The organism is Aquabacterium olei (genome assembly GCF_003100395.1).
In the GTDB taxonomy this organism is placed as follows: Bacteria; Pseudomonadota; Gammaproteobacteria; order Burkholderiales; family Burkholderiaceae_C; genus Aquabacterium; species Aquabacterium olei.
Genome location: NZ_CP029210.1, coordinates 2,780,909 through 2,803,808, shown reverse-complemented (window position 1 = coordinate 2,803,808; position 22,900 = coordinate 2,780,909). Strand labels below are relative to the sequence as shown.

Here is a 22,900-nt window from a genome sequence, read left to right as displayed (position 1 = left end):
TTGCAGATGGAGGGCCTTGCCGCTTTGTCGGGCACCGTGACGCTGGCGACCGCCCTCGGCGTGGCGCTGGCCATCGACCGCGCATGGGGCGAGCCTCCGGCGTGGGCACATCCGGTGGTGGCCATGGGGCGCTATCTGGGTGCTCTGGGGCCGCGCCTGTGGGCCTTGCCGGCGGCCACGGCGCGGCTGGGCGGGGCCCTGGCCTGGTGCCTCGGGGCTGTGCTGGTGCTGGCGGTGGCCCTGGCGCTCGACATTGGCGTGGGGGTGCTGACGGCGGCCGACGCGCCGCTGGAACAGGCGGTGCTGCGCGGGGCCCTCCTGGGGGTGCTGTTCAAGCCCTTGCTCGCGTGGCGCATGTTGCGCGACGAGGTGCGTGCAGTGGATCATGCACTGAGCCAGTCACTGGAGGCCGGGCGATCCCGGCTGGGCCGGCTGGTGAGCCGGGACACCGCGTCACTGAGCGAGACCGAGGTTCGTGAAAGTGCGATCGAGTCGCTGGCCGAGAACCTGAACGATTCCGTGGTGGCGCCGCTGTGCTGGTTTCTGGTGGCAGGCCTGCCGGGCGCGGCCCTGTACCGCTTCGCCAACACGGCCGATGCCATGTGGGGCTATCGCGACCACCGGCGCTGGATGGGGCAGTGGGCCGCGCGGGTCGACGATGTGCTGTCGTGGGTGCCGGCGCGCCTGACCGCTGTGATGCTGTATTTGGCCGCATGGCGTCGGCCTGACTGGGTGGCCTTGCACGCCGAGGCCGTTCGCACGCCATCGCCCAACGGTGGCTGGCCGATGGGGGCCATGGCGCTCCTGCTGGGCGTGAAGCTTGGCAAGCCGGGTGTCTACACGCTCCACGTCAAGGGGCGTGCGCCCCTGGCGCAGGATACCCCGCAGGCCTTGCGCTGGGCAGGCAGGGCCGTGGTGCTGACCGCGGCGCTGCTGACAATGGGATACGGGTTGTACGAGGGATACACGCATGTCTGATGGGACCGTGGAGCACGGCGGGCCGGACGCCGGACCGGCGATTCACTGGGATTTTTCGACCAACGCCAATCCGCTGCCACTGCCGGATGCGCTCGTGCTGGCCTTGCAGACGGCAGACCGGCGCCGCTACCCGGATCCGGCGTATGCCGCGCTGCGGGCCCACCTCGCTGCTCAATGGGCGTGTGAACCCGATGGTGTCCACATCACGGCAGGCAGCTCGGAAGCCATTCGCCGGCTCACGCTGGCGGCCTCGCTTCAGGGCGTGCGCCGGGTGTGGGTGCCCGAACCAGGCTATGGCGACTACCGCGCCGCTGCCGAAGCGCTGGGCATGACGGTATGGGGCTGGCGTGACGAGCCGGCGCTGTGCGAGGCCGTGCAGCGGCCAGGCCATGACGGCGAGCCGGTGCTGTGCTGGCTGTGTGACCCGAACAACCCGACGGGGGCCAGTCTGGCGGCCGACACGGTGCAGTCCCTGGTGGCCGCGCTGGATGCGGGCGCGCCCCTCATCGTGGCGCTGGACCGCGCCTACACGCCGCTGCGTCTGCGCGGAGAAGACCCCGTCGTCACGCGCAGCGCATCGCGTTTCTGGCAACTGTGGTCGCCCAACAAGGCGCTCGGCGTGACGGGCGTGCGCGCCGGGGCCATGCAGGCGCCCGGGCTGCCTCAAGACCTGGCCACGTCCTCATGGCAGGCGAAGGTGGCCCGGTCGGTGGCCGCTCTGGCGCCGAGCTGGGTGCTGTCGGCCGAGGGCGTGGCCCTGCTGCACGCCTGGCACACCGAGCCCGTCCAGAGCTGGCTGGCCGATGCGCGCCTGACGCTGGCCGAATGGGCGGCGATGCAGAAGGCCATGCTGACAGAGCGCGGCTGGCATTGCGCGCCTTCCGACACGCCGTTCTTCCTCGCCACGCCGCCGTGGTTGCATCACCGCGCCACCGAAGAGGCCGGTCTGGACTGGTCTGCGCAGCTCAACACGGGGCTGCGTGCGCGCGGCATTCGGCTGCGCGACGCCACGGCGTTCGGACTGCCCGGCGTGTTCCGGCTCAGCGTCCAGGCGCCCGTGGCGCAGCGTGTGCTGCGCGACGCGCTGGCCAGCTGGCGCCCGAGCCAGCCCGACGGCCACCGGTACCTGGACAAGGACCGACCGGCATGACGGCCAGGACCGTGATGGTGCTGGGCACCACCAGTGGCGCGGGCAAGAGCTGGCTGGCGACGGCCCTGTGCCGCTGGTATGCCCGGCAGGGCCTGAAGGTGGCGCCCTTCAAGGCGCAGAACATGAGCAACAACGCCCGCGTGGTGCCCGGTCTGTGCGGTGCCCCGGGCGAGATCGGCAGCGCGCAGTACTTCCAGGCGCTGGCCGCCCGCACCGTGCCCGATGTGCGCATGAACCCGGTGCTGCTCAAGCCCGAGCACGACACCGGCAGCCAGGTGATCGTGATGGGCGAGGTGCGCGACGACCTGCGTGCCATCCCGTGGCGCGAGCGCAGCGAGGCCCTGTGGCCGCACGCGCGGCAGGCGCTCGATGAACTCCGTGCGTCGCACGACGTGGTTGTGATGGAAGGCGCGGGCTCGCCGGCCGAGATCAACCTGCACAGCAGCGACTACGTCAACATGCGCACCGCGCGCCATGCTGGTGCCGCCTGTCTGCTCGTCACCGACATCGACCGGGGCGGTGCGTTCGCCCACCTTTATGGCACACACCAGCTGCTGCCGCCCGACGAGCGCGCACTGATCCGGGGCTTCGTGCTCAACCGGTTCCGCGGCGATGCGTCCCTGCTCGCGCCGGGCCCTGAACAACTGCAGGCTTTGACCGGTGTGCCGACCGTGGGCGTGCTGCCCATGTGGCGCGGCCACGGCCTGCCCGAGGAGGATGGCGTGTTCGACGACGCCCCCACGGGCGCTGGCGTGTCGGGCCTGCTGCGCGTGGCCGTGGTGGCCTACCCGCGGCTCAGCAACCTCGACGAGTTCCAGCCCCTGCGCGGCGCACCCGGCGTGCGCTTGAGCTGGGCGCGGCATCCGCGTGACCTCGATGGCGTGGACTGGGTCATCCTGCCCGGCTCCAAGCACACACGGGCCGACCTGCGCTGGTTGCGCACACAGGGCCTGGCCGACGCCATCGTGGCCCATGCGCGCGCCGGCCGGCGTGTGCTCGGCATCTGCGGTGGCCTGCAGATGCTGGGGGCGGCCGTGTGCGACCCCGATGGCATCGAAGGCGAGCCCGTGGTCCGCGAGCCCGGCCTGGGCCTGCTGGACCTCGTCACCACCTTCGATCATCGCAAGCTGCTCAGCGAGACCACGGCGCATGTCGTGGCGGACGCCACCGAGGCCGGGCCGTGGGCAGCGCTGCGTGGCCTCACCGTGCGCGGCTACGAAATTCACCATGGCCGCACCCACCGGGTCAGCGCGACCAGCCCGACCACCGCTGTGCTGCACGACGCGCGCGGGCAGCCCCTCGGCTGGCAGCGCGGCCCCGTGCTGGGCCTGTACCTGCACGGCCTGTTCGAGGACGCGACCGCGATGCGCGCGTTGTTCGGGCAGGACGCGCCGGTGCTCGACCACGTGATGGATGGCCTTGCCGATTTCATCGACCACCACATGGCGCCCGGCGCCTTGCATCACCTGCTCGACACGCGCTGAGCCGCGCGCGGTCTGCCCCTTCCTGATCTCGCTCACTCCATGATCCTCACCCGCCTCGACGCCATTGCCGACCTCGCCCAGCCCGCGCTTGCCGCCCGCCTGCAGCACCTGCTGGACCACAAGACCAAGCCGCTGGGCTCGCTGGGGCAGCTCGAAGCGCTGGCCCGCCAGATCGGTCTGGTGCTGCACAGCGAACAACCCCGCCTGACCCAGCCGCAGATGGTGGTGTTCGCCGCCGACCACGGCCTGGCCGCCCGCGGCGTGTCGGCCTTTCCCAGCGACGTGACCTGGCAGATGGTGGAGAACTTCCTGGCTGGCGGCGCCGCTGTCAGCGTGCTGGCCCGCCAGCACGGCCTGGCGCTCACCGTGGTGGACGCCGGCGTGGCCCGCGACATCGCGCCGCGCCCGGGTCTGCTGGTGCGCAAGGTGGCGCCCGGCACGGCCGACAGCACCCAGGGGCCGGCCATGACGCCCGCGCAGTGCGAAGCCGCGATGGCGGCCGGCGCCGAGGTCGTGCGTAGTCTGCCCGGCAATGCGGTGCTGTTGGGTGAAATGGGCATTGGCAACACCTCGGCCGCCGCGCTGCTGATGGCCAAGCTGACCGGCTTGCCGCTGGCTCGCTGTGTGGGCCGCGGCACTGGGCTGGACGAAGCCGGTCTGGCGCGCAAGCTGGCCGTGCTCGAGGCCGCGCTGCAACGCCACGCCGATGTGCAGGCGCCGCTCGCGGTGCTGGCGGCCGTGGGTGGCCTCGAGATCGCCGCGATGTGTGGCGCCGTGCTCGAAGCGGCCGCGCTCGACCGCGTCATCGTGGTCGACGGCTTCATTGCGAGCAGCGCCGTGCTGGTGGCCCAGGCCCTGCAGCCGCGCGTCCTGCAACGCTGCGTGTTTGCGCACCAGTCCGACGAGAGTGGCCATGCCGACATGCTGGCCCACATGGGCGTGCAGGCCCTGCTGAAGCTGAACCTGCGCCTGGGCGAAGGCTCGGGCGCGGCGCTGGCCTGGCCACTGCTTGATTCGGCCTGTCGCATCCTGTGCGAGATGGCGAGCTTCGAATCGGCGGGCGTCAGCCAGCCGGACGATGTCGCGCCTGCCGCATGATGTGAGCTCCGCCATACGCCAGCCCGCATGAAAGCCCTCGTCCACCAGTTGCGCCTGTTCTTCGTGGCGCTGCAGTTCCTGACCCGCGTGCCCACGCCTGCGTGGGTCGGCTTCGAGCCGGCGTGGTTGCAGACCTGTCTGCGCTACTTTCCGCTGGTGGGCGCGCTGGTCGGGCTGGCCGGGGCGCTCGTGCTGGCTGTCGCCATCGGCTGGTGGCCGCCGGCAGTGGCCGTGGTGCTCAGCATGGCCTTCACGGTGTGGCTCACCGGCGGTTTCCATGAGGACGGCTGGGCCGACACCTGCGATGCGCTCGGCGGCGCGGTGGACCGTGAGCGCGCCCTGGTCATCATGAAGGATTCGCGCCTGGGCAGCTATGGCGCACTCGGTCTGATCGGCCTGCTGGGGCTGAAGGCCACGGTGCTGTCCGCACTGACCACGCCACTGCACACTGAACTCGGCAGCGCCGACACCAGCCACATCCGCACCGTGCTGCTGGCCTGGTCGATGATGGCGCTGGTGTGGTGCCATGCGGCTTCGCGCCTCGTGCCGGTGCTGCTGATGACCGTGCTGCGCTATGCCGGCGACCTCGAACACGCCAAGGCCAAGCCACTGGCCCTGCAGGTCGACCGCGTGACGGTGATCGGTGCCGTGGTCAGCACGGCGCTGGTGGCGCTGGCGCTGTGGCTCAATCTGTGGGATGCGTCGTGGCCCACGGGCACGCTCGGCACGGCGCTGGGCCGCAGCCTGCTCGCCATGGCGCTGGTTCTGGGCTTCTGCTGGCACTGGTTCCGCCGTCGGCTGGGCGGCTACACGGGTGACACCCTCGGTGCCAGCCAGCAGCTGGCCGAGGTGGCGGGGCTGCTCGCCTGGCTCACGGTGGTGCACCCGGTCGCATGACGCCCCCGCTGCATGCCTGGGTGGTGGCTTGGCGCCATCCCCGCCCGCAGGGCGCAGAAGGCCGCTGCATCGGCCACACCGACCTGCCTGTCGACCGGCGCAAGGCGCGTCGCCTGGCCCACCGGATTCGGCAGGCCGCGCGTCGCCACGGCTGGCCGCGTGTGGTCTACACCTCGTCGCTGCGGCGCTGTGCGGCCGTCGGGCGTGTGCTGCGCGCCTGGGGCTGGCGCCATGTGGTCGACGACGCGCTGATCGAAGCCAGCTTCGGCACCTGGGACGGCCAACCCTGGTCCGCCATTCCGTGGGCCGAGGTGGACGCCTGGTGTGCCGATTTCACCGACCATGCGCCCGGTGGGGGCGAGGCCTTGCGCGCGGTGCTGACCCGGGTGGCGCAATGGCCGGCCGCACCGTTGCCCGTCGAGGCTGTCGCGTCGACCGCACCGCGGCTGGTGGTGGCGCACGCGGGCTGGATGCTGGCGCGCCGCTGGCAACTCGAGCAGCCACAAGCGCCCGTGCAGGCCGCGCAATGGCCCCGCGCGCCGCGCTACGGGGCCTGCTGGTCGCTGGGTGCAGGCGCTTCGGCTGCGGGCACCACCGCGTCGGTCGTGTCGTTGGCGGCTTCGTCGCCGTAATCGGTTTCCATCGAGCTGGCGTCCAGGCCCTGCTCCTGCAGCCAGCGCACCAGCACCGCTTCCTGCCCGTGGGTGACGATGACCCGCTCGGCCCCGGTGGCTCCGATGGCGCCCACCAGGCCCGGCCAGTCGGCATGGTCGGACAGCACGAAACCGCGGTCCAGGCCGGCCCGTCGGCGCGCGCCCCGCAACTGCATCCACCCCGACGCCATCGCATCCGAGGCGCCGCTCAGCGTCCGCGACATCGGCCCGCGCGCGGCGCTGGGCGGGGCCAGCACCACGGCCTGGCGCCACAGGGCCTTGTCCTTCACCTCGCTGAACCGGAGGGTCGGCGGCAGCGCCACGCCCTCGGCCCGGTAGGCCTCGTTGAGCGGTTCCACCGCGCTGTGCACGACGATGGGGCCGATGGCCGGGTCCAGCCCGGCCAGCAGCCGCTGGGCCTTGCCGAAGCTGTAGCCCAGCAGCAGGGAAGGGCGACCGGCCGCGACATTGCCCTGCCACCACCCGTTGATCTCGGCAAACACCTCGGCCGAGGGGCGCCAGCGGTAGATCGGCAGCCCGAAGGTCGATTCGGTGATGAAGCAGTGGCAACGCACCGACTCGAAGGGCGCGCACGTGCGGTCGGGCTCGGTTTTGTAATCACCCGACACCACCCAGACCTGCCCCCGCCAGGCCAGGCGCACCTGGGCCGAACCCAGCACGTGGCCGGCCGGATGCAGCGACACCGTCACGCCCTGCACATGGATGGTCTGCCCGTAAGCCAGCGTCTGCAGGCGGATGTCGCCCAGCCGTGCGCGCAGCACCCCTTCGCCCGGCGCGGCGCACAGGTAGGCGCCGTGGCCACCGCGCGCGTGGTCGGCATGGGCGTGCGTGATGATGGCGCGGGGCACGGCCCGCCACGGGTCGATGTAGAAGTCGCCCGGCGGGCAGTACAGCCCCTCGGGGCGCCGCACGACGAGGTCGCCCACAGCAGCCGCGGCGGAGGGGAGGGGGGGCGGCATCGGCATGGTTGCCTCGTGTCTCCGGCTCAGCGCTCAGTATCGGCCGGTGGCCCCGGAAAGCCGCAGATAGGCCTGGGCCAGCCAGGCCACCGCGCGCCGCCGCAGCCGCCCATGCCAACCCGGGTCGTGATCGGGCCACGCCGGGACCTCGCGGCTCAGCGCGAAGTCCCGGGCCAGTTCGGTCGTCAGGTGGCTGACGAAAGCGCGGTCGCGCACGATGAGGTTGGCCTCGAGGTTGAGCACCAGCGACAGCGGGTCCAGGTTGGACGAGCCGACCGTGGCCCACACGCCGTCCACGCACAGCACCTTGGCGTGCAGGAAGGCAGGCTGGTATTCGTGGATGTGCACGCCGTGTGCCTGCAGCTCGGCGTACAGCACCTGCGCGGCCACGGCCGCGATCCGGAAGTCCGGCCGGCCCTGCAACAGCAGCCGCACGGTCACGCCGCGTGCGGCCGCCTGGCTCAGCGCCAGCCGGAAGGCCTTGCGCGGGTAGAAGTAGGGCGTGACCAGGTCGATGCGCTCGCGGGCCTGGTGGATGGCCTGCAGGGCCGCACGCTCGATGGTGCGGCGCTGGCGCAGGTTGTCGCGCATCACGAAGGCGCAACGCACAGGCTCCTGACGGGTGGCCGCATGGGCCAGCCGCCCCTGCTCGCTCGGGCGCAGGCGCAGCCGGGCGTCCTGCCACAGCTGCCGCAGGCGGGCCACGCGGCCGGGCCCCTGGGCCCATTGCAGCAGTTCGTCACGCCAGTCGCGGCCGAACCGGGCGCGTGTCCACATTGCCATGGCCGTGTGCTGGATCGGGATCGCAGCCGGTCCTTGCACGGCGAGCGCATAGTCCAGCCGCGGCGTGTCCTGCCAGCCGTGGTGCCCGTCGTAGCGGTCGTCGATCAGGTTGATGCCGCCCACAAAGGCGTGCGAGTCGTCCACCGCAAACAGCTTCATGTGCATTCGGCGCCAGGCGCCCGGATCGCTCAGCCCCCAGACCCGGTGCAGCGGGCGGAACTGGGTCAGCTGCACGCCGGCCGCTTCCAGCTCACGCCACAGGCTGTGAGGGGCCAGGTTGGAGCCCACCGCATCGACCACCATGTGCACCTGCACGCCGCGGCGCGCGGCGCGCATCAGGGCCGCGAGCACCTGGCCGCTGCGACCCAACGGTGACACCATGTAGCACGCCACCCAGACCTGCTGGCGCGCCCCATCGAGGGCGTCGCGCAGCGCTGGGAACAGGGCCTCGCCGCCGCGCAGCAGTTGCACGGCGTTGCCGCCTGTGAAGACCGGCCGGCGCTGCGCGTACCAGGCCAGCCGCTCCAGTGCCTCGTCGTGCACGGGCGGCATCGGGGGTCAGTCCACCAGTTCCAGCTCGGCGACCAGGGGCAGGTGGTCGGACAACCTCGCCCAGGTCTGGCCACGCGGCACCATCACGGACAGGCAGCGCATGCCGCGCGTGTAGACGCGGTCCAGGGCCAGCACCGGCACCATGGACGGGTAGGTTGCCACGCGAGGCTCGCCATCTCGCCCCGCCCGCTGCAGGCCCACGCCATGCAGGATGTCGTCGAGCTTTTCGTTCCAGTCGTTGAAGTCGCCGGCCACCACCACGGGGGCGCCGGCTGGAATGCGCCCGGCCACCAGTTCGGCCACCTGCTCGGCCTGGCGCACGCGGCTGGCGTGGATCAGGCCCAGGTGCACCACCACCACGTGTACCTCGATGCCGCGCCACTGCACCGGCACGTGCAGCAGCCCGCGCTGCTCGAAGCGGTGGTCGGACACGTCATGGTGCCCGACGTCGCCGATGGGCCAGCGCGCCAGCAGCGCGTTGCCATGCTCGCCCTGGCGGGTCACGGCATTGGTGCGGTAGGCCACTTCATAGCCGTCGGGGGCCAGGTACTCGGCCTGCGGCTGGTCGGGCCATGCACCTGATCCGAAGCGGGTGTGCGAGAAGCGCCGGGCTTCGGCATGGTTGAAGCGCCGCACCTCCTGCAGGCACACGATGTCGGCATCCAGCGCCTCGACGGCCAGCGTCAGGTTGTGGATCTCCAGGCGCTTGCCCGGGCCCAGGCCTCGCACGCCCTTGTGAATGTTGTAGGTGGCCACACGCAGGCCGCCCTCCCCCAGGCTGGACGGGGGCAGGTGGGTCGAGTTGAGTGGGTTGAGCACAGGGGAACTCCGGCGGGTCAGCGGGCGGACCGCCGTTGCGGCAGTTGCAGGATGGCTTCCGCGTTCGACGGCGAAAAGCAGCGGTCGGCCGCCTCGCGCCAGGGCAGCCAGGCGTGGGCCGTGTGTTCGCCGGGCGCCAGCGTCACGGCCACATCACGCGGCACGCACAGCCCGAACACCCGTTCGGTGTTGTGCGTCACACCCGGCGCATAGCGGTGGCGCCAGACCGGGTAGATCTCGTAGACATTCTCGATGCCCCAATCGACCAGCGCCGAGGCGGGCACGTCGGCCGAGCCCACGACGATGCCGGTTTCCTCCTGCACCTCGCGGATGGCGGTCTCCCGCCAGGGCTCGTCCAGCGTGTCGAGCGAGCCGGTCACGCTCTGCCAGAAGCCAGGTTGCTTGGCCCGCTCGATCAGCAGCACATCGAGGTTCGGTGCGTGGATCACCACGAGCACCGACTGTGGGATCTTCGGGACGGCGGAGACAGGCATCCGCCTAGTTTGTCACAGCTGGGCGCGGTCCCGGATGCGGTGGATGTCCCCGATGTCGACGGTCCACACCAGCCCGTCGCCGATGGCGCCGGTGCTGCAGGCTTCCATGATGGCGTTGCGGATCGGGTCCACCATTTCGTCGCTGGCCAGCACGCAGACCATGAGCTTGCCGGTGAAGTCGGTCAGCTCGTCCTTCACCGTGCGCTTGTCCACCGCGGCGGGGGCCGTGAAGCCCTCCGCCTTGAAGATGGTCACGCCCGGGAAGTTCGGGATGGCACGCAGGGCCTCGCGCAGGCGGTCGAGGCGGTTGGGGCGCACGATGGCGCGGATTTCCTTCATGATGGTCTCCTTGACGGCTCAGGCCTCTGTGGGCTTTTCATCGAACCAACGGTACAGCGTGGGCAGCACCACCAGTGTGAGCAGGGTGGACGAGATCAGGCCACCAATGACCACGATGGCCAGCGGGCGTTGCACCTCGGACCCCGGCCCGGTTGCGAACAGGAACGGCACCAGACCCAGCAGGGCCACCGTGGCGGTCATCATCACCGGGCGGAAACGCTGCACGCAGCCTTCGCGCACGGCTTCGGCCACGCCCATGCCATCTTCCCGCAGGCGGCGGATGCAGGTGACCAGCACCACGCCGTTGAGCACCGCAATGCCCCACAGCGCGATGAAGCCCACCGAGGCCGGCACGCTCAGGTACTCGCCCGTCACGAACAGCCCGATGATGCCGCCCACCGAGGCAAACGGCAGCACCAGAATGATCAGGCTGGCGAGCTTGACGGAGTTGAACAGCAGGAACAGCAGGAAGAAGATGGCGGCAATCGTCAGCGGCACGATCACCGACAGCGTCTCCATGGCGCGCTCCATGTTCTCGAACTGACCGCCGTACTCGAAGTAATAGCCCTCGGGGACCTTGATCTCCTTGTCCATGCGCTGCTGCACCTCGGCCACGAAGCCGGCCAGGTCGCGGCCTTCCACGTTGGCGCCCACCACCACGCGGCGCTTGCCGCCTTCGCGGCTGATCTGCGCCGGGCCGTCCACCAGCTGGATCGTGGCCAGCGACGACAGCGGCACCTGGGCCCCATCCTGAGCGGTCAGCAGCGTGCGGCCGATCGACTCGGGCGAGCCCCGGGCCGACTCGGGGAAGCGCACCACCACGCTGTAGCGGCGTTCCCCTTCATACAGCGTGGTGACGTCCTTGCCACCAATGGCCGTCTCGATCAGCGACTGGACGTCGGCCACGTTGATGCCATGGCGCGCAATGGCCTTGCGGTCGATGTCCACCGTCAGCGCCTGCTGGCCCGACAGCCGCTCGATGCGGATGTCCCGGCTGCCCTCCACGCTCTTGAGCAGGCGGGCCACGTCTTCCGACACGCGACGCAGTTCGCCGAGCTCATCACCGAACACCTTGATGGCGACCTGCGAGCGCACGCCCGTCACCATCTCGTCCACACGCTCGGAGATCGGCTGCGACAGCACGATCTGCACGCCCGGGATGGTCGACAGCCGCTGGCGGATGTCCTCGTCGATCTCGTCCTGCGTACGCTCGGACTCGGGATCCAGCAGCACGATCGGATCGGACTCGTTCGGTCCCGCCGGGTCGGCCGGCGATTCGCCGCGACCCAGCTTGGACACCACCATGCGCACGCCCGGCACCTCGGAAATGGTCTTCATCGCGGCCATTTCCATGCGAATCGATTCGTCGAGCGAGATGCTTGGCACGCGGTTGATCTGCGGGGTCAGCGCACCCTCCTTCATGGTCGGCATGAAGGACTTGCCCAGCAGCGGGAACAGCGCCAGCGAGCCGAACAGCAGGGCCACCGAAGCGGCCAGCGTCACACGGTGGCTGCGCGTGGCGCCGTCCAGCAGGGCCAGGTAATGGCGCTTCAGGAAGGCGATCAGCTTCGTGTCGTGGTCCGAGCCGCCCTTCAGGAAGTAGGAACACAGCACCGGCGACAGGAACAGCGACACCGCCAGCGACACGGCCAGGGCCATGGCGATGGTCAGGGCCAGCGGCGCGAACATCTTGCCCTCGATGCCCTGCAGCGTCATCAGCGGCAGGAACACCAGGATGATGATCGCGATGCCGAAGATGGTCGGCGTGGCCACCTCGGTCGTGGCGGTCAGCACGGTGCGCACGCGCGCGCCCATGCTGTCGCCCGCCTGGCCGAGCTTGTGATACACGTTCTCCACCACCACCACGGTCGCGTCCACCATCAGGCCGATCGCGATGGCCAGGCCGCCGAGCGACATCAGGTTGGCCGAGATGCCGTAGCGGTTCATCAGGATGAAGGTCGTCAGCGGCGCAATGATCAGCGTGGCCACGACGATGAGGCTCGAACGCACATCGCCCAGGAACACGAACAGGATCACGACCACCAGGAAGATGCCTTCGATCAGCACCTTGCCCACCGTCCACAGTGCCGCGTCGACCAGGTCGGTGCGGTCGTAGTACGGCACGATCTTCAGCCCATCGGGCAGCATGCCCTTGCTGTTGATCTCGTCGACACGTTCCTTCACCCGCGTGACGATTTCCTTGGCATTGCCGCCCCGCATCATCAGCACGATGCCCGACACGCCTTCGGTGTAGCCACCCTTGATGATGGCGCCCTGGCGCACCTCGCTGCCGATCCTCACCTCGGCCACGTCCTTCACGTACACCGGCACGCTCCCGTCTTCCTTGACGACGATGTTGCCGATGTCTTCCAGCGTGCGGATCAGGCCGACACCGCGGATCAGGTACTGCTCGGTCACCTGGGGCAGGATGCCGCCACTCGTGTTGGCGTTGTTCGAGGCGATCGCGTGCACGATCTGCTGCACGGACAGCCCATAGTGACGCAGCCGGCCGGGATCCACCAGCGCCTGGTACTGCTTCACGTAGCCACCCTGCGAGTTGATCTCGGCCACACCGGGGATCGAGCGCAGCAACGGCCGCACCACCCAGTCCTGAACGGCACGCCGGTCGGCCAGCTCCTGCGGAGTCAGCGCGCGCTTGCCGTCATCGGCCTTCTCCAGCGTGTACTGGTAGACCTCGCCCAGCCCGGTCGACACCGGCCCCAGCACGGGCACGATGCCCTCCGGCATGCGGGTGGACACCTCGATGAGCCGCTCGGTGACGAGCTGCCGCGCGAAGTAGACATCGGTGGTGTCCGTGAACACCAGCGTGATGATGGACAGCCCGCTCTTGTTGAGCGAGCGCATCTCCACGATGCCGGGCAGGCCGGTCATCGCAATCTCGAGCGGCACGGTCACGAAGCGCTCGATCTCCTCAGGCGAACGGCCCGGGGCTTCGGTCGCGATCTGCACCTGCACGTTCGTCACATCAGGGAATGCGTCGACCGACAGCTTCATGGCGGCGCGCAGGCCGAAGCCGCACACCACCAGCGCCAGGACGACCACCACCAGCCGCTGGCTGAGCGCGGCCCGGATCATGGATGCAATCATGGGCTTACTCCAGCTCGGCGCGCTTGCGCTCGTTGTTCAGGTGGAAGGCGCCCTCGATCACGATCGGCGTGCCTTCACTCAGGCCCTTGAGCACGGGTCGCTTCCCGCCGCTGGCCGGGCCGAGTTCCACAGGCGTGAGCCGGAACCGGTTCGCGGCCGTCTGCACATACACATGGTCGCGGTCGTTGTCGCGCACCACCGCCCCGGACGGGATCGCCAGGGTCTCGCTGGCCTGACCTGCAATCAGCATGGTCGCCAGCATCTGCGGCTTCAGGGCCTGATCGGCGTTGTCCACCTGCGTGCGGATCGGCACGGTGCGTGTCTCTGGCGACACCGTGTCCGCCACGTACACCACGCGACCGGACAACTGCTTGCCGATGGCCGGCACATCGATCTCGACCGACTGCCCGGCCTTGGCATTGCGCGCGGCCTGCTCGGGCAGCGAGCCCACCACCCACACGGTGTTGAGGTCGGCCACGGTGAACAATGGATCGCCCGGCTGGGCCACCTGGCCCTGGCTCACCTTGCGCTCGATGACCACACCGGCTTGCGTGGCCAGCACGGCTGCGTGCGGGAACAGGCTGCCCGATTCACGCAGCTTGGCCACCGCATCACGCGGGATGCCGACCAGGGCGAGCTGGTCGCCGGCCGCGCGCAGTTCGGCACGGGCGATGGCCAGTTCCGACTCGCGGCGCAGCAGCTCGGCCGACCCGATGACGTCAGCCTGGATCAGCTGACGGGCGCGTTCCACGGCGCGCTCGGCCAGTTGGGTCGACGCGTTGGCGCGCAGGTAGTTCAGCTGGGCGGTGGAGAGCTCCGGGCTGGCGACGTGGGCGAGCACCTGGCCGGGACGCACCCGGTCGCCCACTTCGGCCAGCACCTGGGTCACGCGGCCTGTCACGCCCGCCCCGATGCGCGCCACCTGGCGCTCGTTGGCCTCGATGCGGCCACTGACTTCCAGGATCTGGGCCATCTCTGCGCGGCCCACCTTGTCGACCTTGAACTGACTGACCATGCCGGCCGGCACGTTGACCACCATCGGGTCTTGCGCGGCGGCAGCCGACGCGGCGGAGGCCGCTGCCGCCGGCTTCTGGGCCTCGGCGTCCTTTCCGGCATCACCACAAGCCGACAGCGTCAGCGCCAGGACCGAAACCAGGGCGGCAGACCAGGTCAGAGGAAATGTATGAAGCGTCTTCATGGTGCGTGGAAATCAGGGTTGTGGGGTAGGCGCAGTCGCGAAGCGGCCGGCCAGGGTGTCGAGTTCGATGCTGGCGGCCTGCACCTGGAATCGCGCCAGGAGCAGGTCGGCCCGTGCGGAGCGCAGCACCCGCTGCGCGTCCAGCACGTCGAGAATCCCGCGCTCGCCAAACTGGTAGGCGGCCTGGGCCACCCTCAGGGCGGCTTCAGCGTCCTTTACGACGCCCTCGCTCAGCGCCTGCACACGCAGGGTGGCGATCTCAAGCGACTGCCATGCCAGGCGGACCTGCTGGCGCAGCTCGGCGCGGCGGCCCTCCATCCGTCCGCGCAGACGTTCGAGGTCGGCGGCGGCTTCGCCGATCACGCCGTCCCGTCGGTCGAACAGCGGTACCTGCAGGTTGAGCCCGACGGTGGACTGCCGCACTTCCGGCTCGTTCGTCTGCCCCACGCGCACCTCCACGCCGGGAAGGCGGCTGGCCCGCGCGCCGCGCAGTTGCGCTTCGGCGCGGTCGACCTCGGTCTGCAAGGCGCGCAGTTCCGGGTTGCCCTCGTCCGCCTGTTGCTGCAGGTCGGCCAGCGAGGGCCTGGGGGCGCCGTCCTCCAGGGACCCTGTCAAGGTCCAGCGCGCCGGGAGCCGGCCCGCCGCCAGCCGATTCAGCGAGATGAGCACCTGTTCCGCCTGCAGCCTGGCGGTCTGCAGCCGCTCGCGGGCGTGCACGATTTCTGCATCGGCCTTGATCAGCTCATAACGCGCGGCTTCTCCGCTGCGAACGCGCAGCTGCACCCGTTCGCGAACCTGCTCCAGCAGGGCCAGGTTCTCCGCACTGACCGTGGCCTCGGCCCTCCGCAGCTGGTATTCGCTCGCGCGCAACCGGGTCTCGCTGATGAGCGCGTTGCGGGTCAGGGCGATCGCGTGCTCCGAGCCGCGGGCCAAGGCGTCTGCCGCGTCGATGCGCGCGCTGCGTGCCGACGGGTTCTCGATCAGCTGCGAGACACCCCAGCCCTGGACGTTGCCGGCTGCGGTGCCAGGCATGCGGGCCTGATTGCGTCCCGTCTGCCACTCGACCCGGGGGTTGGCGTAGGCCGAGGCGGTCCGCACGCCCGCCAGCGCACCGACGCGGGCTTGCTGGGCGGCCAGGAGCTCGGTGTTGTGGGCCACCACGGTCTGGATCAGCTCGGCCAGGGTGAGCGGCTGCGCGCGCTCGGCAGCTTCACGGTCGCCGGTGGTGGGCGGCGCGGCAGACAACAGGAAATCGGGCGTCTGCGGCGTCTGTGCCCGAAGCGTCGTCGCCGTCGTCAGCAAACACAACGAGACCAGACCCGCCATCAAGGAGGGGGACAGGACAGGATGAGACATGAAAGGAGGGCACCGCGGATGCGGTGAAAGAGCTGAAAACTTGCTCGGCAAGCAACCGTGCGCGGGCCGTCACGGACCGCGGAACCTGCGCGCGCACACTTCGCCCCGAGGGGCGATCAGATTGCGTGTGAACGCTGCGGCGGGCGCAACGGCAGGCGGAGCCAAGGCCCTGGCTGGGCCAGGGCCGGCGCGGGACGGTGGCGGCCGGACGCCACAGCGTCTGGCCAGCGGCACGATTGCACCGGATAGGGCTCACCGCGGTCTTCGTCTCCGCAAGGGAGGTTGACCGGGTTGTCAGGAAGGCGTTTCTCTTCTGCCGAGGCGCTGTCCGTCTCGGTCAATTCCGACAGGGCCACCGAGGCCATGGCGGCTTCCGCGGGCAGTTGCCCTGCGAGGTCAGCGCCGGCCGTCGGAGTCCACGCGTGCGCGGCCATCACGAGCAACGTGAGGTGGGCCAGCAGCAGGAACTTCAGCCACGACGAGACAGCGCGCATGAAACTGAGAAGAGGTGGAGAGGGTGATCCTAGGGTAAATCAGCTTGTTCAACCCTGCGGAACGAGAGTTTGCAGTTGTAGCCTATTTTTGACACGTCAACGGGGTCTCACGCCCCTGGAACACGGGTGCTTTACCTTTGGAAAACAAAGGCGGGCCGATTTCCTGCACGCGGGGGCGCCGGTTCCGGGTAACGAAAAAAGCCACCCGAAGGTGGCTCTCTCGTCGGGTGGCCCGCAGGGGCTCCGGAATCAGGCCGCAGGCGCCTGACCGGCCATCGTGTTGCGCAGGCGGATGTGCAGCTCGCGCAGCTGTTTCTCGTCGACGTTCGACGGGGCGCCGGTCAGCAGGCACTGGGCGCGCTGGGTCTTGGGGAAGGCGATCACGTCGCGGATGGACTCGGCCTTGGTCATCAGCGTGACCAGACGGTCCAGACCGAAGGCCAGGCCACCGTGCGGGGGCGCGCCGTACTGCAGCGCGTCCAGCAGGAAGCCGAACTTCACCTTGGCGTCCTCGTCGGTGATCTTCAGGGCCTTGAACACCTTGGACTGCACTTCGGCGCGATGGATGCGGATCGAGCCGCCACCCAGTTCCCAGCCGTTGAGCACCATGTCGTAGGCCTTGGCGATGCACTTGCCCGGGTCGGTGTCCATGTAGTCTTCGTGGCCGTCCTTCGGCGCCGTGAACGGGTGGTGCACGGCGTTCCAGCGGTCTTCCTCGTCGTCGTACTCGAACATCGGGAAGTCGACCACCCACAGCGGCGCCCAGCGGTCCTCGAACAGGCCCGACTTCTTGCCGAACTCCGAGTGGCCCACCTTCAGACGCAGTGCGCCGATGGCGTCGTTGACCACCTTGGCCTTGTCGGCACCGAAGAAGATGAGGTCGCCGTCCTTGGCGCCGGTGCGCTCCAGGATCTTGGCGATGGCGGCATCATGCAGGTTCTTCACGATGGGCGACTGCAGGCCTTCGCGACCCTTGGCGACCTCGTTGACCTTGATCCAGGCCAGGCCCTTGGCGCCGTAGATCTTGACGAATTCGGTGTAGGCGTCGATCTCGCCGCGCGACATGGCGCCACCGCCCGGCACGCACAGGGCCACCACACGGCCACCCTTGGTGGTCGCCGGGGTCGAGAACACCTTGAAGTCGACGTCGCCCATCACATCGGTGAGCTCGGTGAACTGCAGCTTCACGCGCAGGTCGGGTTTGTCCGAGCCGTACAGGTGCATGGCGTCGGCGTAGGTCATCACCGGGTAGGCGCCCAGGTCGACGTTCAGCGCCTTCATGAAGACGTGACGGATCATGCCTTCGAACATGTCGCGGATTTCCTGCTCGGTCAGGAAGCTCGTCTCGATGTCGATCTGCGTGAATTCGGGCTGGCGGTCGGCGCGCAGGTCCTCGTCACGGAAGCACTTGGTGATCTGGTAGTAGCGGTCGAAGCCGGCCACCATCAGCAGCTGCTTGAACAGCTGGGGCGACTGCGGCAGCGCGAAGAACTGGCCGTCGTGCACGCGCGAGGGCACCAGGTAGTCGCGGGCGCCTTCCGGGGTCGACTTGGTCAACATCGGCGTTTCGATGTCGACAAAGCCGTGCTCGTCCAGGAACTTGCGCGCTTCCATCGCCACGCGGTAGCGCAGCATCAGGTTCTTCTGCATGTAGGGGCGGCGCAGGTCCAGCACGCGGTGCGTCAGGCGCGTGGTCTCCGACAGATTCTCATCGTCGATCTGGAACGGCGGCGTCACCGAGGCGTTCAACACTTCCAGCGTGTGGCCCAGGATTTCGATCTTGCCGCTGGTCAGGCCAGCGTTCTCGGTGCCGGCGGGGCGGGCGCGCACGACGCCGGTCACCTTCAGGCAGAACTCGTTGCGCACATCCTCGGCCACCTTGAAGGAGTCGGCGCGGTCCGGGTCGAACACCACCTGCACCAGGCCTTCACGGTCACGCAGGTCGATGAAGATCACGCCGCCGTGGTCGCGGCGACGGTGGGCCCAGCCCATCAGCGTCACGGTCTGGCCCATCAGCGCTTCGCTGACCAGACCACAGTAAGTGGTGCGCATTGTCGTGTTCTCTTTCGGAGGTGGATCGGGTGGGGCGCGGCGCAGTCACCGCGTCCCGAACCCTCGATTGTCGTTCAGGATTGGCGTGTCGGCGCGCTGGTCGAGGCCGCTGTGGGGCTGGCCGGGCGGGCCGGGGTGGCGGGCGGCGCCACGACACCCATGGAGATGATGTACTTCAGGGCCTCGTCGACCGACATGCCCAGTTCGCGCACGTCGGTGCGAGGCACCAGCAACATGAAACCCGAGGTGGGGTTGGGGGTGGTCGGCACGTACAGCGTCAGCATGTCGTCCGGAAGCTTGTCGGCCACTTCGCCGGAAGGGCGGCCCGTCACGAAGGCGATCGTCCAGGATCCGGCACGGGGGTACTGCACCAGCACCGCCTCGCGGAAGGCCTGCCCGCTGCTCGAAAACAGCGTGTCGGACACCTGCTTGACCGAGCTGTAGATGCTCTTGACGATGGGGATGTTGGAGAACAGCCGGTTGGACTGGTCGACCAGCCACTGGCCCGCCATGTTCGACACCGCCATGCCCGTCAGCAACAGCGCTGCGACGACGATGATGACGCTCAGCCCGGGGATCTCGCGCAGTTGCTGGAGCGCCGGCCGCAGGCTCTCGGGCAGCACGGTCTGGGCGGCGACGACCAGCCAGGCGAAAACACCGTCGAGGGCGCCAACGACGCTCATCAGCACCCAGATGGTGATGGTCAGCGGCAGCCAGACGAGCAGGCCGGTCAGGATGTATTTCTTCACGTGTGGAACGGGTGAGGGTGGAAAACGGGCCCGCGCATCATGCCCGACAAACGGCCGCGGGCCGCCCGCTGGACGGCCCGAGCAGGGCTGGCTGCCCGGCTGGCGCCCGGAGCGAGATGCCCGGAAGCGCCTTCAAGGACAGATCAATGGCAGGCGCAGGCGCTGCCGCAGCCGCCTGCGGCCGGCGTGTCGCCCCCGCTGCTGCTGTCGCTGGAAGCCGCTGCAGCAGCAGGCGCTGCAGCCGCGGTGGCAGCGGCGCCCGCCGTGGCCGGGGCGCTGGTGCCGCCGGAGCCGCCGCGGAAGTCGGTCACGTACCAGCCGGAGCCCTTGAGTTGGAAGCCGGCTGCGGTCAGCTGCTTCTTGAATGTTTCGGCGCCGCAGGCCGGACAGGTGCTCAGGACCGGGTCGGAGATTTTTTGCAGAACGTCCTTGGCGTGGCCACAGGACTCGCAGCGATAGGCGTAAATGGGCATCTTGACTACCTCGGGCTAACCCGTGAAAGCACCATTTTAAATGGGGTCATCGTGCGCCCGTTTCAAGGGGGCAAGGGGCCCCGCGAAATCTGACGCACCGTTCAGCCCGCATCCGCCGGGCGGGGACGCTTGTTGGCGAGCAGCTGGGGCCCCAGAGAGCCCAGCAGCATGCCGAGCAGGGCCATGCCGAGACCGGCCAGCTGGCCCGGGAAGGCTTCGCCCAGGCCGCTGTGCAGCGTGAACAGCGCGAGCGTGCCGATGCCCAGCGTGATGGACAGGAAGGCGCCCTGCGTGGTGGCGCGTCGCCAGTACAGCCCGAAGGTCAGCGGGATGAAAGCCCCCACCAGCGGGATCTGGTAGGCGGCCGACACCAGATCGTAGATGGCCGTGCCCTGCATCACGATGGCGTAGGTCAGCACCAGCGCCGTGAAGACGAACAGCGTGATCCGCATGGCCAGCAGCACCTGGCGGTCGCTCATGCCGGGTCGCAGGTGCTTCAGGATGTTCTCCACGAAGCTGGTGGATGGCGCCAGCAGCGTGGCCGATGAAGTGGATTTGATCGCCGACACCAGGGCGCCAAAGAAGAAAATCTGCGCGACCAGGGGCATCTTGGTCAGGATCAGCGTGGGCAGGACCTGTTGCGGATCGTGCGCGAGCAGGGCCTGCGTCTCGGTCGGCATCACGATCAGTGCCGACGCCACGATGAACATCGGCACGAAGGCGAAGGTCAGGTAGCCCAGGCCGCCGATGATGGCACCCTTGCGCGCGGTGGCACCGTCCTTGGCCGACATCACGCGCTGGAACACGTCCTGCTGCGGGATGGAGCCGAACATCATCGTGATCGCCGCCGCGATGAACCACACCCAGCCATGCGGTGTGGCCTCGGGCAGGATGCGGAACCAGTCTCGCGCCTCGGCCAGAGCCAGCACCTGGCGTGCGCCGCCAGCCTGATCGGCCGCCATGTAGGCGATCAGCGAAAGGCCCACCACCAGCACGATCATCTGCACGAAGTCGGTCCATGCCACGGCCAGCATGCCGCCGACCAGCACATAGGCCAGCACCAGGGCGGTGCCGATCACCATGCCGGTCGACGTGGCGATGGCACCGCCGGACAGCACCGAGAAAACGAGGCCGAGCGCCGTGATCTGGGCGGCCACCCAGCCGAGGTAGCTGAGGATGATGGCGATGGAGCAGAAGATCTCGACCCCGGGACCGTAGCGGTCACGGTAGAAGTCGCCGATCGTCATCAGGTTCATCCTGTACAGGCGCGTGGCGAAGAACGCCCCCACCAGCACCAGACACATCGAGGCCCCGAACGGGTCTTCGATCACCGCATTGAGGCCGCCCTCCACGAACTTCGCTGGGATGCCCATCACTGTTTCGGCGCCGAACCAGGTGGCGAAGGTGGTCGTGATCACCATGGCCAGCGGCAGGCTGTGGCCGGCGACCGCAAAGTCGGTGGCGTTCTTGACGCGTGTGCCCGCGTACATCCCGATGGCCATCGTCCCCACGAGGTAGAGGATGACAAAGGCGAGCAAGGTCGTGTTCATGTTCGGCAGAACCTTTCAACTGACAGGCCGAAGAACAAGGGGCGGCCGTAAGGCCGTGTGGAGATCCGGGGGCGGAGTGTAGTGCCCGCGAGGGTGCCTGGCGCGGCGAGCGGGGGGAGAACCTGCGCCTTACAGGGCGCCGGCCCCGTGCAGTTGCAGCAAGAGGCGGGCCACCAGCAGGCCCATCACGAAGCCCAGCCCGATCCACAGCACGGCCGACAGGATGCGGTTGGTGCGACGCTGCTCGATCAGGATGGCCATCAGGTCGCGACGCAGCGCCGTGTCGCCGCGTTCGAGGTTGTGGTGAACCAGTCTCGGCAGTTCGGGCAGCAGCTTGGCGTAGCGGGGTGCTTCGCGTTTGAGGCGGTGCAGCAGGCCTCGCCAGCCCACCTGCTCGTGCATCCAGCGCTCGAGAAAGGGCTTGGCGGTGCTCCACAGGTCGAGGTCGGGATCGAGATCGCGCCCCAGGCCTTCGACGTTGAGCAGGGTCTTCTGCAGCAGCACCAGTTGCGGCTGGATTTCGACGTTGAAGCGCCGCGAGATCTGGAACAGGCGCATCAGCACCTGACCCAGCGAAATCTCCTTGAGCGGCCGGTCGAAGTAGGGCTCGCACACGGTGCGCACGGCGCCTTCGAGTTCGTCCACCCGCGTGGCGGCCGGCACCCAGCCGCTTTCGATGTGCAGCTCGGCCACGCGCTTGTAGTCGCGGTGGAAGAAGGCGATGAAGTTCTGCGCCAGGTAGTCCTTGTCGACCTCGGTGAGCGTGCCGATGATGCCGAAGTCCAGCGCGATGTAGCGACCGAAGGTTTCGGGTGCCAGGCTCACCTGGATGTTGCCCGGGTGCATGTCCGCGTGGAAGAAGCCATCGCGGAAGACCTGGGTGAAGAAGATGGTCACGCCATCGCGGGCGAGCTTCTTGATGTCGACGCCGGCCTCGCGCAGCCGCGTCATCTGGCTGATGGGCACGCCCTTCATGCGCTCCATCACCATGACGGTGGGGGTGCACAGGTCCCAGATCATCTCGGGCACGAGCACCAGATCGAGCCCCTGCATGTTGCGGCGCAGCTGGGCCGCGTTGGCCGCCTCGCGCACCAGATCCAGCTCGTCGTGCAGGTACTTGTCGAACTCGGCGACCACCTCGCGGGGTTTGAGGCGCTTGCCGTCGGCCCAGAGCTTCTCGACCCAGCCGGCCAGGGTGCGCATCAGGGCCAGGTCATCGTCGATCACGGCCAGCATGCCGGGGCGCAGCACCTTGACCGCCACCTCGCGGCCGTCGTGCAGCACGCCGAAGTGCACCTGGGCAATCGAGGCGCTGGCCACGGGCTGCACCTCGAAGTCGCGGAAGACGGCGGCGATGGGGCGCCCCAAGGCCTTCTCGATCAGCAGGACCGACTCTTCGCCAGGAAAGGGCGGGACGCGGTCCTGCAGGCGAGCGAGTTCGTCGGCCACATCGGCGGGTATCAGGTCGCGCCGCGTGGACAGCATCTGCCCGAACTTCACGAAGATGGGGCCGAGGCGTTCCAGTGCTTCGCGCAGGCGCTGACCGCGCGGGGCGTCCAGCCGCCGGCCGGTGGCCAGCACGCGGCCCAGCAGCGACAGGCCGGGGCGGCGCAGGCTGTCGAGCATCAGGCCGTCCAGGCCGTAGCGCAGGACGATCAGGCCGATGAAGACCGGGCGAAGCAGGGCGCGCATC

Annotated in this window: 20 protein-coding genes; 6 read left to right on the top strand and 14 right to left on the bottom strand. The window is 69.1% G+C overall.

The features are described from left to right. The first annotated feature begins 6 nt into the window (after positions 1 to 6). Genes cbiB through DEH84_RS12525 form a run of 6 tightly spaced genes read left to right on the top strand, consistent with a single transcriptional unit; the run spans position 7 to position 6,239 of the window. A complete protein-coding gene (gene cbiB / locus DEH84_RS12550; protein ID WP_109038380.1) occupies positions 7 to 978 on the top strand; it encodes an adenosylcobinamide-phosphate synthase CbiB in 972 nt (323 codons plus the stop codon). Beyond that, complete coding sequence (locus DEH84_RS12545) at positions 971 to 2,128, top strand: aminotransferase class I/II-fold pyridoxal phosphate-dependent enzyme (protein WP_109037150.1); 1,158 nt, start codon at positions 971 to 973, stop codon at positions 2,126 to 2,128. The genes cbiB and DEH84_RS12545 overlap by 8 nt, the downstream gene beginning before the upstream one ends. Further along, positions 2,125 to 3,612: a cobyric acid synthase gene (locus DEH84_RS12540; RefSeq protein WP_109037149.1), complete on the top strand. Its 1,488-nt coding sequence runs from the start codon at positions 2,125 to 2,127 to the stop codon at positions 3,610 to 3,612. Before DEH84_RS12545 ends, DEH84_RS12540 begins: the two co-directional genes overlap by 4 nt. A 39-nt stretch (positions 3,613 to 3,651) precedes the next feature. Then, the gene (gene cobT, locus DEH84_RS12535) at positions 3,652 to 4,710 is read left to right on the top strand and encodes a nicotinate-nucleotide--dimethylbenzimidazole phosphoribosyltransferase (protein WP_109037148.1); all 1,059 of its coding nucleotides are present in this window, start codon (positions 3,652 to 3,654) and stop codon (positions 4,708 to 4,710) included. 27 nt (positions 4,711 to 4,737) lie between these two features. Further along, positions 4,738 to 5,607 carry an adenosylcobinamide-GDP ribazoletransferase gene (locus tag DEH84_RS12530; RefSeq protein WP_109037147.1) on the top strand — a complete coding sequence of 290 codons (870 nt, stop codon included), beginning with the start codon at positions 4,738 to 4,740 and terminating at the stop codon, positions 5,605 to 5,607. Next, positions 5,604 to 6,239 (top strand): histidine phosphatase family protein, encoded by a 636-nt coding sequence (locus DEH84_RS12525; protein ID WP_109037146.1) that lies wholly within the window; start codon positions 5,604 to 5,606, stop codon positions 6,237 to 6,239. Before DEH84_RS12530 ends, DEH84_RS12525 begins: the two co-directional genes overlap by 4 nt. Here the strand turns inward: DEH84_RS12525 and DEH84_RS12520 are convergent. The 14 genes from DEH84_RS12520 to ubiB form a co-directional block, all read right to left on the bottom strand. After that, complete coding sequence (locus DEH84_RS12520; RefSeq protein WP_425428954.1) at positions 6,152 to 7,246, bottom strand: ligase-associated DNA damage response exonuclease; 1,095 nt, start codon at positions 7,244 to 7,246, stop codon at positions 6,152 to 6,154. The two genes, DEH84_RS12525 and DEH84_RS12520, sit on opposite strands and share 88 nt — an antisense overlap. Before the next feature lie 27 nt (positions 7,247 to 7,273). Continuing rightward, positions 7,274 to 8,575 (bottom strand): cardiolipin synthase ClsB, encoded by a 1,302-nt coding sequence (gene clsB / locus DEH84_RS12515; protein WP_109037145.1) that lies wholly within the window; start codon positions 8,573 to 8,575, stop codon positions 7,274 to 7,276. Between the two features lie 6 nt (positions 8,576 to 8,581). Beyond that, entirely contained in the window at positions 8,582 to 9,394 is an 813-nt protein-coding gene (locus DEH84_RS12510) for an endonuclease/exonuclease/phosphatase family protein (RefSeq protein WP_109037144.1), read from the bottom strand. 17 nt (positions 9,395 to 9,411) lie between these two features. Beyond that, positions 9,412 to 9,888 (bottom strand): dihydroneopterin triphosphate diphosphatase, encoded by a 477-nt coding sequence (gene nudB, locus DEH84_RS12505; RefSeq protein WP_109037143.1) that lies wholly within the window; start codon positions 9,886 to 9,888, stop codon positions 9,412 to 9,414. 12 nt (positions 9,889 to 9,900) lie between these two features. Beyond that, a complete protein-coding gene (locus DEH84_RS12500; RefSeq protein WP_109037142.1) occupies positions 9,901 to 10,227 on the bottom strand; it encodes a P-II family nitrogen regulator in 327 nt (108 codons plus the stop codon). Between the two features lie 18 nt (positions 10,228 to 10,245). Beyond that, positions 10,246 to 13,335 (bottom strand): efflux RND transporter permease subunit, encoded by a 3,090-nt coding sequence (locus tag DEH84_RS12495; RefSeq protein ID WP_109037141.1) that lies wholly within the window; start codon positions 13,333 to 13,335, stop codon positions 10,246 to 10,248. A 4-nt stretch (positions 13,336 to 13,339) separates the two neighbouring features. Next, complete coding sequence (locus tag DEH84_RS12490; protein ID WP_109037140.1) at positions 13,340 to 14,533, bottom strand: efflux RND transporter periplasmic adaptor subunit; 1,194 nt, start codon at positions 14,531 to 14,533, stop codon at positions 13,340 to 13,342. A 12-nt stretch (positions 14,534 to 14,545) separates the two neighbouring features. After that, complete coding sequence (locus DEH84_RS12485) at positions 14,546 to 15,889, bottom strand: TolC family protein (protein ID WP_245932580.1); 1,344 nt, start codon at positions 15,887 to 15,889, stop codon at positions 14,546 to 14,548. A gap of 116 nt (positions 15,890 to 16,005) precedes the next feature. Beyond that, positions 16,006 to 16,383 carry a hypothetical protein gene (locus DEH84_RS12480; protein WP_109037138.1) on the bottom strand — a complete coding sequence of 126 codons (378 nt, stop codon included), beginning with the start codon at positions 16,381 to 16,383 and terminating at the stop codon, positions 16,006 to 16,008. Positions 16,384 to 16,632: 249 nt separating this feature from the next. Then, positions 16,633 to 18,435, bottom strand: coding sequence for an aspartate--tRNA ligase (aspS, locus tag DEH84_RS12475; protein WP_109037137.1), 1,803 nt, complete (start codon positions 18,433 to 18,435; stop codon positions 16,633 to 16,635). Positions 18,436 to 18,509: 74 nt separating this feature from the next. After that, the gene (locus DEH84_RS12470) at positions 18,510 to 19,184 is read right to left on the bottom strand and encodes a DUF502 domain-containing protein (protein ID WP_179950589.1); all 675 of its coding nucleotides are present in this window, start codon (positions 19,182 to 19,184) and stop codon (positions 18,510 to 18,512) included. 143 nt (positions 19,185 to 19,327) lie between these two features. After that, positions 19,328 to 19,657, bottom strand: coding sequence for an FmdB family zinc ribbon protein (locus tag DEH84_RS12465; protein WP_109037136.1), 330 nt, complete (start codon positions 19,655 to 19,657; stop codon positions 19,328 to 19,330). Between the two features lie 101 nt (positions 19,658 to 19,758). Next, positions 19,759 to 21,207 carry a high affinity choline transporter 1 gene (locus DEH84_RS12460; protein ID WP_109037135.1) on the bottom strand — a complete coding sequence of 483 codons (1,449 nt, stop codon included), beginning with the start codon at positions 21,205 to 21,207 and terminating at the stop codon, positions 19,759 to 19,761. A gap of 129 nt (positions 21,208 to 21,336) precedes the next feature. Next, positions 21,337 to 22,899 (bottom strand): ubiquinone biosynthesis regulatory protein kinase UbiB, encoded by a 1,563-nt coding sequence (gene ubiB, locus DEH84_RS12455; RefSeq protein ID WP_109037134.1) that lies wholly within the window; start codon positions 22,897 to 22,899, stop codon positions 21,337 to 21,339. Position 22,900 lies beyond the last annotated feature (1 nt).